General features: G+C 45.9%; 12 protein-coding genes. 4 read left to right on the top strand and 8 right to left on the bottom strand.

The genetic code is table 11. The features are described from left to right. Positions 1-75 precede the first annotated feature (75 nt). Positions 76-813 (bottom strand): amino acid ABC transporter permease, encoded by a 738-nt coding sequence (locus LDO37_RS18325; protein WP_399481260.1) that lies wholly within the window; start codon positions 811-813, stop codon positions 76-78. Positions 814-921: 108 nt separating this feature from the next. Here LDO37_RS18325 and LDO37_RS18320 point away from each other — a divergent pair, with 108 nt between their 5' ends. Next, the gene (locus LDO37_RS18320; protein WP_126609761.1) at positions 922-1,695 is read left to right on the top strand and encodes a transporter substrate-binding domain-containing protein; all 774 of its coding nucleotides are present in this window, start codon (positions 922-924) and stop codon (positions 1,693-1,695) included. A 59-nt stretch (positions 1,696-1,754) separates the two neighbouring features. Here the strand turns inward: LDO37_RS18320 and punC are convergent, their stop codons facing one another. Further along, positions 1,755-2,957 carry a purine nucleoside transporter PunC gene (punC, locus tag LDO37_RS18315; RefSeq protein ID WP_126609762.1) on the bottom strand — a complete coding sequence of 401 codons (1,203 nt, stop codon included), beginning with the start codon at positions 2,955-2,957 and terminating at the stop codon, positions 1,755-1,757. A gap of 137 nt (positions 2,958-3,094) precedes the next feature. Here punC and punR point away from each other — a divergent pair, with 137 nt between their 5' ends. Then, complete coding sequence (punR, locus tag LDO37_RS18310; protein ID WP_126609763.1) at positions 3,095-4,006, top strand: DNA-binding transcriptional activator PunR; 912 nt, start codon at positions 3,095-3,097, stop codon at positions 4,004-4,006. A gap of 27 nt (positions 4,007-4,033) precedes the next feature. Here the strand turns inward: punR and ilvA are convergent, their stop codons facing one another. Genes ilvA through ilvG form a run of 5 tightly spaced genes read right to left on the bottom strand, consistent with a single transcriptional unit; the run spans position 4,034 to position 10,331 of the window. Then, on the bottom strand, positions 4,034-5,563 hold the full coding sequence (gene ilvA / locus LDO37_RS18305) for a threonine ammonia-lyase, biosynthetic (RefSeq protein WP_126609764.1): 1,530 nt from the start codon (positions 5,561-5,563) through the stop codon (positions 4,034-4,036). 3 nt (positions 5,564-5,566) lie between these two features. Beyond that, positions 5,567-7,408, bottom strand: a complete 1,842-nt coding sequence (gene ilvD, locus LDO37_RS18300) for a dihydroxy-acid dehydratase (RefSeq protein WP_101114832.1) — start codon at positions 7,406-7,408, stop codon at positions 5,567-5,569. A gap of 11 nt (positions 7,409-7,419) precedes the next feature. Beyond that, entirely contained in the window at positions 7,420-8,385 is a 966-nt protein-coding gene (gene ilvE, locus LDO37_RS18295; RefSeq protein ID WP_126609765.1) for a branched-chain-amino-acid transaminase, read from the bottom strand. A gap of 15 nt (positions 8,386-8,400) precedes the next feature. After that, positions 8,401-8,685, bottom strand: coding sequence for an acetolactate synthase 2 small subunit (ilvM, locus tag LDO37_RS18290; protein ID WP_104398593.1), 285 nt, complete (start codon positions 8,683-8,685; stop codon positions 8,401-8,403). Continuing rightward, on the bottom strand, positions 8,685-10,331 hold the full coding sequence (ilvG, locus tag LDO37_RS18285; RefSeq protein ID WP_126609766.1) for an acetolactate synthase 2 catalytic subunit: 1,647 nt from the start codon (positions 10,329-10,331) through the stop codon (positions 8,685-8,687). Before ilvG ends, ilvM begins: the two co-directional genes overlap by 1 nt. A 459-nt stretch (positions 10,332-10,790) precedes the next feature. On the opposite strand from ilvG, the gene LDO37_RS18280 reads away from it, so the two are divergent. Next, complete coding sequence (locus tag LDO37_RS18280) at positions 10,791-12,314, top strand: YifB family Mg chelatase-like AAA ATPase (RefSeq protein ID WP_126609767.1); 1,524 nt, start codon at positions 10,791-10,793, stop codon at positions 12,312-12,314. A 59-nt stretch (positions 12,315-12,373) separates the two neighbouring features. Here the strand turns inward: LDO37_RS18280 and LDO37_RS18275 are convergent, their stop codons facing one another. After that, positions 12,374-13,348, bottom strand: coding sequence for a DUF2860 family protein (locus LDO37_RS18275; protein WP_185829929.1), 975 nt, complete (start codon positions 13,346-13,348; stop codon positions 12,374-12,376). Positions 13,349-13,548: 200 nt separating this feature from the next. Between LDO37_RS18275 and LDO37_RS18270 the strand changes: the two genes are divergently transcribed. Beyond that, positions 13,549-14,433 carry an acyltransferase gene (locus LDO37_RS18270; RefSeq protein WP_126609769.1) on the top strand — a complete coding sequence of 295 codons (885 nt, stop codon included), beginning with the start codon at positions 13,549-13,551 and terminating at the stop codon, positions 14,431-14,433. Positions 14,434-14,453: the final 20 nt, after the last annotated feature.

The following is a 14,453-nucleotide window of genomic DNA, read 5'->3' as shown; positions in this document are numbered from 1 at the left end:
CTTTAATTCGATAAGCATTAAGAAGGCTGACGGTGATGTCAGCCTTTTTTGTACCTGCATTCAGCCCTAAAAGAGCTAGTTACTTGGAATAGCAATACGTTTTTCTAGCCACCTAACACATTGGGAAACAAATAGGATCAGTATTAAGTATTCGAGTACCAAAAAGGTATAAATCTCGAGTGGTAAGTATTCGTTGACGACCAATTCGTTGGCTCTTCGAGTTAAGTCACTCAAACCAATAACACTGACCAAGGACGACATTTTTAAAATATAGACAAATTGGTTACCCAACGGAGGAAGTATTTGTCTCAAGGCTTGTGGCAATATGACCAATCTCATTTTCTGCCAGTAATTTAGCCCCAGCGATTCTGCTGCTTCATGCTGACCACGCGCAATGGCTTGAATACCACCACGAAATACCTCTGCCATAAAGGCACTCTCAGCGAGAGTAAGTGCTATCACCCCTGCTGCAAAATAGTCGAGCGATACATCCATAAGTGTCGGCAAACCGTAATAAACCCACAGCAACAGTACTAACACGGGGATGGAACGGATACTTTCAACGTATATTCGATTCACTGCTCGAAGCGATTTACGTTCACTCAAAGCAGGTAACGCTACGATTAAGCCCAATAACATCGCGAGCAGCATGCTGATTAAAGATATGTATATCGTATCTTCAAAGCCCGCTATTAAGAATTGTAGATTGATAAGACCCTGTTCGGTCGTGGGATCTAATACGTACCAACCCCATTGATAATCGCTGCACCCTGATAGGAGGAATACAGACAAAGCAACAAAAAGCGAAGACAAACGCACAATATTTATAACCAAACGCTAAAATTTGTTTAAAGATATTGCTATGTTATCAGTGTTGTCGTGAGAAAACGTTGTTTTTTCGAACATTAAAAAGGAATTAAAATGAAAAAGTGGTTAATTGGTTTTAGTGTATTGCTGTTGGGATTAGCGCAAGCTCATGCGGCTAGTCGCTTGCATGAAATATTGGATGCGGGTGTACTTCGTGTGGGCACGACTGGAGATTGGAATCCCATGACGATGAAAAATCCAGCAGATAACAGTTACAGAGGCTTTGATATTGATGTAACGACAGAACTGGCGAAAGATCTGGGCGTGAAAGTGGAATACGTCGCAACCGATTGGAAAACATTGGTTAATGGTGTAACTGCGAATAAATACGATATTACAGGCAGTGCGTCACTTAATATGTCGCGTGCTAAAGTGGCAGGGTACAGCCAACCGTACTTTTATCTAGCTTTTGTCCCTGTGGTTCAGAAAAAAGATTTAGCTAAATTTTCTGATTGGAGCGATTTCAATCAATCAAATATCCGAGTTGCTGCGACGCTAGGTACCGTTCAGGAAAAAATGGTGAAAGATTTCTTCCCTGATGCAAAGCATGTTGTCATCGAAGCGCCCGCACGTGATTTCCAAGAACTATTGGCTCGCCGTGCTGATGTATCTGTTACGTCAAATGTAGAAGCGGCGACCCTGGTTGAGAAGTTTAAGCAACTCGCGATAGTGCCCGTTGAAAAACCTCGCCGTCCAACCCCGATTTCTATGTTGCTACCGCAAGATGACCAAGTATGGATCAACTACGTGAACCACTGGGTAGAATTAAAGAAAACTCAGGGCTTCTTTAAGCAAACAGCTGAAAAGTGGGGGCTGAAAAGCCTTTGATCGACGAACTCGATAATTAAAATGGAATGAAAGGAGCGCTATGCTCCTTTCTTTTTACTTTAATCTTCTCTCGCAACTCGCGAGTTGTCAGGCAGTGTGAAATGCCTAGCAGCTTTTTCATGCGAGACAAAATAGCCCAACCAAAGTCCTGTCAAACAAATGATGATGGCTATTCCCGTAACCTTTAACGCATCGCTTGCCAGCCATGCAACCAAGGCACTGGCTAATCCACTGATGCAAATTTGTAAGCTATTTTGTAACCCCGCAGCTGTTGCTGGGCTTTGTTTCGCACTTGATAACGCTCGGTTTACAACGATTGGGTAAAGAGCGCCATTCGCTACGGCGATAAAACAAAAGGGAATCAGTAGCGGGTAGATGGTCGTCAGAGCCCATTGTGTTGCGACAAACACCAGCATGGAGGATACGCTGAACAAAGCCAGTAGCTGTTTTAACACTCGCTCATCACCATATAGACCCACAAAACGTTTCCCTAAGTATCCACCCAACATAAATGCGATGGTTTGAGGGATGAAACTCATGCCAATATCTTTCGCATCGTAGCCAAGTTTTGCCATTATTTCGGGCATACCCGTTAGGTAGGCAAAAAAAGCCGCTGAAGCCGTAGCAAACATCATCACATTACCTAGGTAAACCCGAGAGTGCATGAGAGCAGAAATGTCGGCTTTGACGCTGGTGGATTTATGGAGGGCGTTAGACTCTTTTTGTGCGAGTGTCATGAATACTAATACGACACCCATTAGCGTTAGTGCAATAAAGATACTGCGCCATCCTATGTTATTCAGTAGCAAGACACCAAGCTGTGGTGCTAAAGCTGGTGATAGCGCGACCAAGGGCATAATGGTTGAAAAAATCTGCTGGCTTACTTTCTTTGAATTTTGACTAATGACCATGGCTTGCCAAATGACTGCTGGCGCACAAACTCCAATCGCTTGAATAAATCTAAGGCTTAGCAATTGCCAAATTTCTTTAGTAAAAACGAGCCCCATCGACGCGGCAGAAAAAATCAGTAGTCCGATAATCAGTGTTTTCTTGTGGCCAAATTTATCGCTGGCTAATCCCCAAACTAGCTGACCGACAGCCAAGCCACCTAGGAATATTGATAAAGAAAGAGCGATGGATTCGGGACCTGTCGTTAGGTCTTGCTCCATTGCCTTGAATGCGGGTAGGTACATATCGGTAGCAATAAAACCGAGCATCGATAAGCACGCAAGATAAAAGAGTTGGTATTTAGATATATTCATCAATTTTCCGTTTAAAATTTTTGATGGTTTAAAAGCGATCTACTGGTCGCTTTCTTTGATGAAATCATTCTATTTTTGGATATAGGAAACGATAAGAGCTATATTTTGTGGTTATCAATCAAAAATTTTGAAAGCAAATGTTCTCGAAACAATCTTTAGAAATGTTGGATACGATTGCAAGAATGGGCAGCTTTACCGCCGCCGCAGCGCGTCTACATAAAGTGCCGTCTGCGGTGAGTTATGGTGTCAGGCAAATCGAGCAAGATTTGGGCGTGCTGTTGTTTCGTCGATTGCCCAGAAAAGTAGAACTGACCCCAGCAGGGGAAACGTTTATTCAGCATGCAAGGCAGATGCTGAGAGATATGGAAGAGGTCCGAGCCCAAACGCGTCGTGCGGCATTGGGGTGGCATCAAACATTGAAAGTTACCCTCGATAACGTGGTCAAACTCGACAAATTAAAGCCGATGATTGAAGACTTTTATCAGACATTCGACTTTGCTGAATTACAAATCAACATGGAAGTGTTTAACGGATCTTGGGAAGCGATTTCGCAAGAGCGGACAGATATCGTACTTGGTGCTACGGCTGCGGTGCCTGTTGGAGGCGATTTTGGTATTCGTTCTATGGGGGATTTAGAGTGGGTCTTCGTTATGTCGCCAGCGCACCCCTGCGTTTTAGAGCCCGTTCTAAATGAAGAAACCGTAAGTCCATACCCAGCAATTTGTCTCGATGATACGTCGATAACATTGCCTAAGCGGCACAACTGGCATTACAAAGAGCAACGGCGCATATTACTGCCTAATTGGTTCAGTGCCATAGAGTGTTTAAAAAATGGTGTTGGGGTAGGGTATATGCCTAAACACATCGCACAAGGGTACTTGGAGCGCGGGGAGCTTTACTCAAGAGAACTACTGACGGTAGAACACAGACCAATGAGTGCTTGCTGTATGGTTTGGCGTCAGAGTGAAGAGCACCGATTGCGTGACTGGATGATTAATTACCTAGGTGGTTCAGAAAAACTGCACCAAGACTGGATTGCAAGCGGATAGAGAAACGGGGCTTTCGCCCCGTTTAAATTACGATAAAAAGAATTTATACGATGGATTATCTGACTCATCCTTGCACTGGTAGCCCAATTCTCGAAGGTGAGCAGAGAAACGTGTCAGATCCGATTCCTCCAATTCAAACCCACAAAGCACGCGACCGTAATCCGCGCCTTGGTTTCGGTAATTGAATAGGCTGATGTTCCAGTGAGTGCCTAGCGTACTTAAGAATTTCACGAGTGCACCTGGATATTCTGGGAATTCAAAACTGTACAATCGCTCTTTCAATGGCTTTGACGGCTTGCCACCAATCATATAGCGGACGTGCAATTTCGCCATTTCATCATCAGATAAATCGACAACAGGGTATCCGCCGTCGCGTAAATCTTGTATGACGCTATCCAACTCTTGCTGACCATCTTGTAAGCGCAAACCGACAAAGATATTGGCAAGCTGATCATCGTTGTAACGGTAATTAAATTCGGTCACGGCTCTGCCGCCAATCAAGTTACAAAACTCGAAGAAAGCACCTTGGCGCTCAGGTATTGTCACCGCGAGTAAACCCTCGCGCTTTTCACCAAGTTCGCAACGCTCAGAGACATAACGCAAACCATGAAAGTTGGTGTTTGCGCCAGATAGCACTGTACCTAGTTGTTTGTCTTTCAACTCATGTTGTTCGGCAAACTTTTTCAAACCCGCCAGAGCTAAAGCACCTGAGGGTTCGGCGATAGCACGAGTATCTTCAAAAATGTCTTTTACGGCAGAACAGATTTCGTCACTGGAGACACTGATGTGACCGTCGATGTATTGTTGGCAAAGCCGGAAAGTTTCCTCGCCGATGCGCTTCACCGCAACACCATCCGCAAACATACTCACTTGATCCAGAACCACTGGCTCACCCGCATCCAATGCTGCTTTTAGGCACGCTGATTCTTCAGGCTCGACAGCGATGACTTTGATTTCTGGCATCAATTGTTTGACCAATACCGCTACGCCAGCAGCCAAACCGCCTCCGCCAACAGGCACAAAGATGTAATCTAGGTGACCATTTTGCTGCAGCATTTCCATACCAATCGTGCCTTGCCCTGCAATCACCATGGGGTGATCAAAGGGTGGCACAAAAGTATACCCATGTTCAGCAGACAACCTTTCCGCTTCGGCTTTGGCTTCATCAAAGTTATTGCCGTGAAGTACCACATTTCCACCAAACCCTCGAACCGCATCGACTTTGATATCTGGTGTGGTTTTGGGCATAACAATGGTAGTTTGAATGCCTAGTTTGGAACCCGACAGCGCCATGCCTTGAGCGTGATTGCCGGCAGAAGCCGCAATGACGCCTGATGCTTTTTGCTGATCAGTCAGGCTTGCGACCATGTTGTAAGCGCCACGTAGCTTAAATGAATGAACAGGCTGGCGATCTTCTCGCTTTATTTGAATTTGATTACCGATGCGCGCAGAGAGCCGAGGCATCTCTTGAAAGGGAGACACCATTGCCACTTCATAAACAGGAGCGCGCAAGATTTGGCGCAGATACTCTGCGCCGGTTTGAGTGGTCAGTGTCATCGGCTAGTCCTCTAACAACGATTTGTCACGGACTGCACCTTTGTCTGCACTGGTCGCCATGCTGCCGTATGCTTTAAGAGCGAAAGATACTTCACGTTGGCGGTTCGCTGGTTTCCAACCCAGTTCATCTTGTTTTGCACGGCGAGTAGCCAATTCGTCTTCAGATACGTCTAGGGTGATAGAGCGGCTTGGGATATCAATAGTAATGATGTCGCCATTTTGAACCAAACCAATGGTGCCGCCACTGGCTGCTTCTGGTGATGTGTGACCGATGGATAAACCAGACGTACCACCAGAGAAGCGACCGTCCGTTAGAAGTGCACAAGATTTGCCTAAGCCCATCGACTTCAAGTAGGTCGTTGGGTAAAGCATTTCCTGCATACCTGGTCCGCCTTTTGGTCCTTCATAACGAATAACCACGACTTCACCTGCTTTTACTTTTCCACCCAAAATACCTTCTACAGCGGTGTCCTGGCTTTCAAATACGATAGCTGGGCCTTGGAATTTCAGGTTATCTTCGTCAACGCCCGCTGTTTTGACTATACAGCCATCTTCAGCGATATTGCCCGAAAGTACCGCTAAACCACCTTCTTGGCTAAAGGCATTTTCTTTGGTGCGGATACAGCCGTTTTCACGGTCATCATCCAAGCGATCCCAACGACAATCTTGAGAAAAAGCTTTTGTAGTACGAATACCAGCAGGTCCGGCACGGAAGAATTTTAGAACATCTTCATTTTCTGTTTGGATGATGTCGTATTCTGCAAGCTGTTCTTGCATAGATAAACCCAAAACGGTACGAGTATCGCTGTTTAGTAATCCTGCGCGATCGAGTTCACCAAGAATGGCCATCACACCACCAGCGCGGTGAACATCTTCCATGTGATATTTTGGCGTGGATGGTGCCACTTTACATAGGTGTGGGACACGTCGAGACATTTCATCGATGTCTTTCATGTCAAAATCAATTTCGCCTTCTTGAGCCGCAGCCAATAGGTGCAAGACAGTATTACTTGAACCACCCATCGCAATATCCAGTGCCATGGCATTTTCAAACGCGGCGCGGTTTGCGATGTTTCTTGGAAGCGCCGTCTCGTCGTCTTTTTCGTAGTAGCGACGAGTAAGCTCAACCACTCGCTTTCCGGCGTTGATGAACAGTTCTTCACGATCAGCGTGAGTGGCTAGCATGGAACCATTACCTGGTTGAGAAAGACCTAGTGCTTCTGTTAGACAGTTCATCGAGTTCGCGGTGAACATACCGGAACATGAACCGCAAGTTGGGCACGCAGAACGCTCTACTTGCTGGCTTTGTTCATCGGATACCGTTGGATCGGCACCTTGGATCATCGCATCAACTAGGTCGAGTTTGATCAACTGATCTGAAAGCTTGGTTTTACCTGCTTCCATTGGTCCACCAGAAACAAAGATCACTGGAATGTTTAAACGCATGGACGCCATTAACATTCCCGGTGTGATTTTGTCACAGTTCGAGATACATACCATCGCATCTGCACAGTGCGCGTTTACCATGTACTCAACAGAATCGGCGATCAGTTCACGTGAAGGCAGTGAATACAGCATGCCGCCGTGACCCATTGCGATACCATCATCAACAGCGATGGTGTTAAATTCTTTGGCGATTCCGCCCGCTTTTTCGATTTCTCCAGCCACCAATTGACCCATGTCTTTTAGGTGAACATGTCCAGGTACAAACTGTGTGAATGAGTTCACTACAGCAATGATTGGCTTACCAAAATCTTCTTCTTTTACGCCTGTTGCACGCCATAAAGCGCGAGCACCAGCCATGTTTCTACCGTGTGTTGTTGTTGCTGATCTATATATTGGCATTGTTTTATTCCTTACTTCGCTGGTGCACTTTGTGTTGATTCGGCATCTTGAGGATACACGTAATCTAACCAGCCCCACTTGTCCTCTGTGGTGCCATTAAACAAGCCAAAATAGGCGTCTTGCAGTACTTTTGTGATAGGGCCGCGTTTGCCGTTACCCACTTCAATTTTATCGATGGTGGCAACAGGAACGATTTCTGCTGCAGTGCCTGTCATGAAAACTTCATCGGCTAGATACAAGGCTTCACGGGCAATATTGGTTTCGCGTACTTCGTAGCCTCTGTCTCTGGCTAGAGTCATGATAGAGTCGCGAGTGATACCCGGTAGAATGGCGCTAGTCGCTGGTGGTGTCATCAGAACACCGTCTTTAATTACAAAGATATTTTCACCAGCACCTTCCGACAGATACCCATCTACGCTTAGAGCAATGCCTTCGTCGTAACCGTGGCGACGCGCTTCTCCACCAACGAGGAGAGAAGATAGATAGTTGCCCCCCGCTTTCGCTGCAGTTGGAATTGTGTTCGGTGCCGCGCGATTCCAGCTTGAAATCATCGCGTCAACCCCGTTTTCCAACGCTTCTTCACCTAAGTAAGATCCCCAAGGGAATGCCGCAATGATCACTTCCATTTCCGTTCCTTCAGGAGGGCAAACCCCTAAACCGACATTTCCAACAAAACCCAATGGACGGATATACGCATTATCCAATTTGTTTTGACGTAATGTCTCACGGGTCGCTTCCATGATTTCTTCGACAGAATAGGGGATTGGGAAGCGATAGATTTTAGCGGAATCTTTTAAGCGTTTAGCGTGCTCTAAGTGACGGAATACGATCGGACCATTTGGCGTGTTGTAGCAACGCACCCCTTCAAATACCGAGGTGCCGTAATGCATAGCGTGGGTCAAAACGTGAACGTTCGCTTCGCCCCATGGAACCATTTCACCGTTAAACCAGATGTAGTCGGCTGTTCTTGCTGTCATGTTCGCGTTCCTTCCTTATGCACACACTTTTTGTTGTAAGTTATTATTGGGGAGTTCGTTGGTTTCGATCTCAGTGACATCGACAGAGCGAATGTCCCACAATTTTTCGATCTGGCTGACCAACATAGAAATGGGGCGATCACTGTCAACGATGATCTCAACGCTGGCCACTTTACTTTCATGGTTTTGAGTGGCGGCGACTTGGCGAATAATGAAACCGCGATGGCGTACAACGCGAAGAACACGTTCCAGCAACACGGGTTTATCGTCGGCTTTGATATCTAATAAATAGCGTTGCATTAGGTGTTCTCCAGCATGTCATTGTTCGAAGCACCTGGTGGTACTAATGGCCACACGTTTTGCTCTTCATCAATCAATACATGAAGCAGATACGACGTTTTGCTCTCTAGCATTTCTTTCAGCGCAGGCTCAACCTCTTCCTTACGCGTGATTTGTTTACCCGGAATACCAAACGCTTGTGCCAGCATAATGAAATCTGGGTTGTCATCTAAAATGGTTTCACTGTGCCTGCCGTCAAAGAACAAAGACTGCCATTGACGAACCATGCCCAAACGCTGGTTGTCGAGCAGAACCATTTTAACTGGAATCTGGCGGCGCTTTAGTGTCCCCAGTTCCTGTACATTCATCATGAACGAACCATCTCCTGATATAAGGATAGATTGGTCGTTAGGACGTGCAACTGCTGCGCCCATTGCCGCAGGTAAACCAAAGCCCATGGTGCCCAGACCAGCAGAACTGATGAAGTTCTGAGGTTCACGAGGTTGAATATGCTGTGCCGCCCACATTTGGTGCTGACCAACATCCGTAGAAACAATCGATGAATCCGGCATCATGTCAGACAGTTGCTTTAGCAATAGCGGCGCAAAAATAGGGTCACCCGGATGGTCGTAACGCCACTTGAAGCCACTTCTTAGGCTTTCGCTGTGATGAACCCAAGGGGAAATATCCTGTGAAAGTTCTAACTGAGGAAGTATCACGTTGATGTCGCCGCGTATTGGGGCGTTTGCCGTTCTCAGCTTATTGAACTCAGCGGCATCAATATCAATGTGAATCACTTTGGCGTGCGGGGCAAAAGTATCGAGTTTTCCTGTCACGCGGTCATCAAAACGAGCACCCACAACGATCAGTAGGTCAGATTCTTGAACCACTAAATTCGCCGCTTTCGTACCGTGCATCCCTAACATACCTAGGTAATGAGGGTCATGACGTTCAATGGTACCCAAACCTTTCAGTGTGCTTACAGAAGGCATTGGGTTAATTCTTAAAAACTCACGTACCGACTCGGTCGCATTGGCAAGTTGAACACCGCCACCTACATACAAAACTGGGCGCGTAGCTTGTGAAAGCAATGCTTGAGCTTGTGATATGGCTTCTGAGCTGGCAACTGGAATGGCTGGTGGTTCAAAATGAGGCAGTATTTCAGTTGGTGCTTGAGCTAACTGAACATCTTTAGCTATGTCCACAATGACTGGACCCGGACGACCACTTTTCGCAACTTCAAAAGCTTCAGCAAGAGTGGGAGCGAGATCGTTGATGTCAGTAACGAGGTAGCTGTGCTTAGTACACGCTAAAGACATACCAATGACGTCCATTTCTTGGAAGGCATCAGTCCCGATGTGAGAGCTGGCAACCTGACCTGTGATGGCAACCAATGGAACTGAATCGAGAAATGCATCTGCGAGTCCAGTGACTAGGTTGGTTGCACCTGGTCCTGATGTGGCCATACAGACAGCGACATCTTGAGTTGAACGAGCCATACCAATGGCTGCCATAGCTGCACCTTGTTCATGGCGGCATAGGATGTGCTCCACACCACCATCATACAACGCATCATATATTGGCATAATTGCCCCACCAGGGTAGCCAAATATTGTCTTAATACCTTCTTGCTGCAAAGCCGCAACAACTAATTCAGCACCTGTCATAGTTGTTCTCCTGCGATTTGCGAGGGATGAAACGGCTTCATCCCTTTATTGCCATTGCACATCGTGTGCTCCCATTTCTTCCTGTATTAACCTAATTGTATTCGGTTAATCATGTCTTAAGTTATAAAAAAACCCCCGAGCTTCTCAGCGCGGGGGTTTTTGCTATTCTGTGGTTATTTCCTACCCACAATCCCCCGCGCGGTCCTAATAATGACCACGATAATCAGGGCAACGAGTGCGTTAATGCGAGTAGTTAAATTCATTAATTCTAATTATTCAAAAGTTGTGAAATTGTTTGCGTTTCTAGTGGTAACACACTCTTTGGTTACATGACAAGGGAAAAGTAAGACTTTTTTCACATTTATCGCGTACGGAAAAAAGCTATAAAGTGAATAATTATTTAAAAATTAGATAGTTATAAATTTATCACTGTGTATAAATAATAGGCAAGGATGTAACATGGCTTTAGCAATTATTCACAGCCGCGCGTGTGTAGGAGTGGAAGCTCCAGAGGTGACGGTTGAAGTGCACATCAGCAATGGTATGCCTGGTTTTACTTTGGTGGGCTTGCCTGAAACAACGGTGAAAGAGTCGCGTGATAGAGTGCGCAGCGCCATTATCAATTCTGGCTTCGAATTTCCAGCCAAGCGTATAACGGTGAACTTAGCCCCAGCGGATTTGCCAAAAGAAGGCGGCCGCTTTGATTTGCCTATTGCGCTCGGGATATTGGCGGCATCAGAACAAATCGCCATCACTAAGCTGGGGCAAATAGAGTTTATTGGCGAACTTGCTCTGTCTGGTGAATTGAGAGCAGTCAAAGGCGTGTTACCAGCTGCGCTAGCGGCTAATAAGAGTAACCGTTGTTTAGTCGTACCCGATACCAATGGTGATCAAGCCGCATTGGTTGGGGCAAATACACATAAATCGGCAGCCAACTTGCTGGACGTATGCGCCGATTTATGTGGTCAAAAATCCCTTTCTTTATTTCAGACTCCCGAACTCACTGTTACCCAAGAATCATCTCGTTGTTTACAAGACATTATTGGTCAGCAGCAAGGTAAACGTGCGCTAGAGATAGCTGCTGCAGGTAACCATAACCTTTTGTTCCTCGGTCCTCCGGGAACAGGAAAAACCATGCTGGCATCTCGATTGCGTGATTTGTTGCCCGATATGGATGAACAAGAAGCGATGGAAACGGCGTCGGTTGCCTCGCTTACTCAGCAGGAAATCAATCAATATAACTGGAGGAAACGACCTTTTCGTTCTCCTCACCATTCCAGTTCCATGGCGGCTCTGGTTGGCGGAGGCTCGATTCCCAGACCAGGTGAGATCTCATTAGCGCACAATGGGCTTCTCTTTCTTGATGAAATGCCAGAATTTGAGCGAAAGGTGCTGGATTCATTACGCGAACCTCTAGAGTCAGGAGAAATCATCATCTCGCGTGCAGCGGGTAAAACGCGTTTTCCAGCTCGCTTCCAGCTAGTTGGAGCGCTGAATCCAAGCCCGACAGGGTATTACAAAGGGAATCAAGCGAGAGCGAATCCTCAGGCCATACTCCGGTATTTAGGGCGTCTATCTGGTCCACTGCTCGATAGGTTCGATATGTCTTTAGAAATCCCTGCGCTGCCAAAAGGTACGCTTTCTGAAGGTGGTGATCGTGGTGAACCTACTCAGGTAGTAAAACAAAGAGTGAATTTTGCGCGTGAGAGGATGCAATCGCGCAATGGGAAAGTAAACGCATTGCTAGGGACGCGTGAGATCGACAAATATTGCCCATTGCAAAAACAAGATGCGGAGTTTCTTGAAAACGCGCTGCACCAGCTTGGTTTATCTATTCGAGCGTACCACCGGATTATCAAAGTGGCTCGTACCATTGCCGATTTGTCGGGGAGCCGGAATATAGAGCGCCCGCATATTGCCGAAGCCTTGGGATATCGAGCCATGGATAGGCTCATGAAGCAGCTTACCGCGCAAGCGGCATAAAAAATGCCAGCGAAGAGCTGGCATTGATGAGCGATACGTTATTGGGTTGCTTACGCTGTTTAAAAACTGTAGTTCAAGCCAGTAGCAACAATCCAGTTACTGCTGTCGTAGAAATCAATATTTGAAGTGACGGAGTCGTAACCACCAAAAGCAACCAAAGACGTGTTTTCCCAACCCATGAAGTTCACGTATTCATAAGCTAAGAAAAGCTTGAGCTGATTATCATCTCGAGTTTTATCGAAGACAGGGTTTGTGTCGTCAAAGTTGCGGTTGAGATAAGAAACAGTGGTGACGAATTGATGCTGACCGCGAACCATGATCGCGGTTAAGTCTGCACCGATTCCAGTATTTTGCATGGCTGAACCATCGGCATCACGTTGGATGTATTTGAGCGAAGGCAGTAAAAAGGTGGTGCGACTTAATGGTACAAACTTCTCGACTTTGGAATACAGTACTTTACCATTTCGATCCAGTTTGTCGGCACCCGACGCCAATTCCGATCCCGATGTTTCTTTATCAATATTAATTTGCCCATAGGCGAGATCAAAATTGAGACCGAACAACGGCGTCTTTTCCAATTGAAGGCGGTAAGCCGTACCAAACTCTTTGGTTTCTGCGCGGTTACCGTTGAGCTGATAAGGGTCTTGCCATATTTCGGATTGAAGGACACTCGGCAGTGCCGCGAGGCTCCATGTCATTCCAGAAGACAATTCATTTTTGTAGCCTAACTCAAGCGCTAAGGTACCTATGGCAATATCGGCGCGAGACGTACCGAAAAATACCTGATGCTGCTTATTTGAGCCGAACGTGTATTGCAGGTTACCTAACGGCGCAATTAAGACGTTACTCTCGGTTGGGGTTTCGCCCTTTGTACGCTGCGCGCTGGCTTCGGTATTCATGTTTGATGTTTGACTGGTATAGCCAACATTGATAGCGACTTCGCCACTGAATCCATTCTTATCGCTGAGCTCTGCCTGAGCACCACAGGAAGCAACCAAAGCAGACAGTAAAACACTTAACGATTTTCGTTCCATGATAATTCCTTTATCCGAATACTGATTTTGAGCGAGAGTACAGAATGTCATATTAAGTGGTACTTCATCCATTAATCTATAACGTTATACGAAAAACTCGACAAATCAGACCATTAAATAAATGGATTACATTAAGATGACAGCGCAGTACAATAATGCACCATTTTTAACGTGGGCTTATTTTCGATACTTATAACGCTATGTTTGGTTATTTTCTTCTTATTCTCAACGTCACACTCGTCATCCTGACTTCTGCTTTGTGCTCCATTCCAATCGTCTTACTCGCATTGGTTAAGTTTCTCGTTCCGGGACAAAAACTAAAAACGCATGTTACTCGTGGTGCCAACTTTTTTATGTGGCTTTGGGCCACCCTTAATGGGCTCATTTTGATTATCTCTAACCGAATAGAGTGGCGTATTGAAGGGGGAGAAGGACTAAAAAAAGAGGGCTGGTACTTGATGATTAGCAATCATCTCAGCTGGACAGATATCGTTGTTCTTTGTTCTGTTTTTAAAGACCGCATACCCATGCCTAAATTTTTTCTAAAACAGCAACTTTTATACGTCCCTTTCGTTGGTATGGCTTGTTGGGCGCTGGATATGCCATTTATGCGTCGTTATTCAAGGGAGTACTTAATTAGGCACCCTGAAAAGCGTGGACAGGACTTGGCGACTACGCGTCGCTCATGCGAAAAATTCAGACACCTGCCCACCACAGTTGTCAATTATGTCGAAGGCACGCGTTATACTTCTGAAAAGCAGAAAAAATCCAGCGCGCCTTATCAGCATTTATTGTCCCCAAAATCGGGTGGGATAGCTTATACCCTAGCGGCGATGGGCGAACAATTTGATCATATTATTGATGTTACGTTGGCGTACCCAGACAATATAGATACCCCGTTTAAAGACATGCTAATGGGAAAAATGAAGAGAATTGAGGTGCGTATTCGTTTGATACCGATGACAGAAGAGGTGAAGGGCGACTACTTTAACGACAAGCCTTATAAGAGGCAGTTTCAGCAATGGCTTGGGAATATTTGGCGAGATAAAGATGAAGTACTGAGGAATATTTATCAAGGTAAATAGACCTAGCTCTAACTAACTGA

Origin of the sequence: Vibrio penaeicida (genome assembly GCF_019977755.1) — a bacterium.
Classification (GTDB): Bacteria; Pseudomonadota; Gammaproteobacteria; order Enterobacterales; family Vibrionaceae; genus Vibrio; species Vibrio penaeicida.
This window is presented reverse-complemented; position numbering and strand designations above follow the sequence as displayed.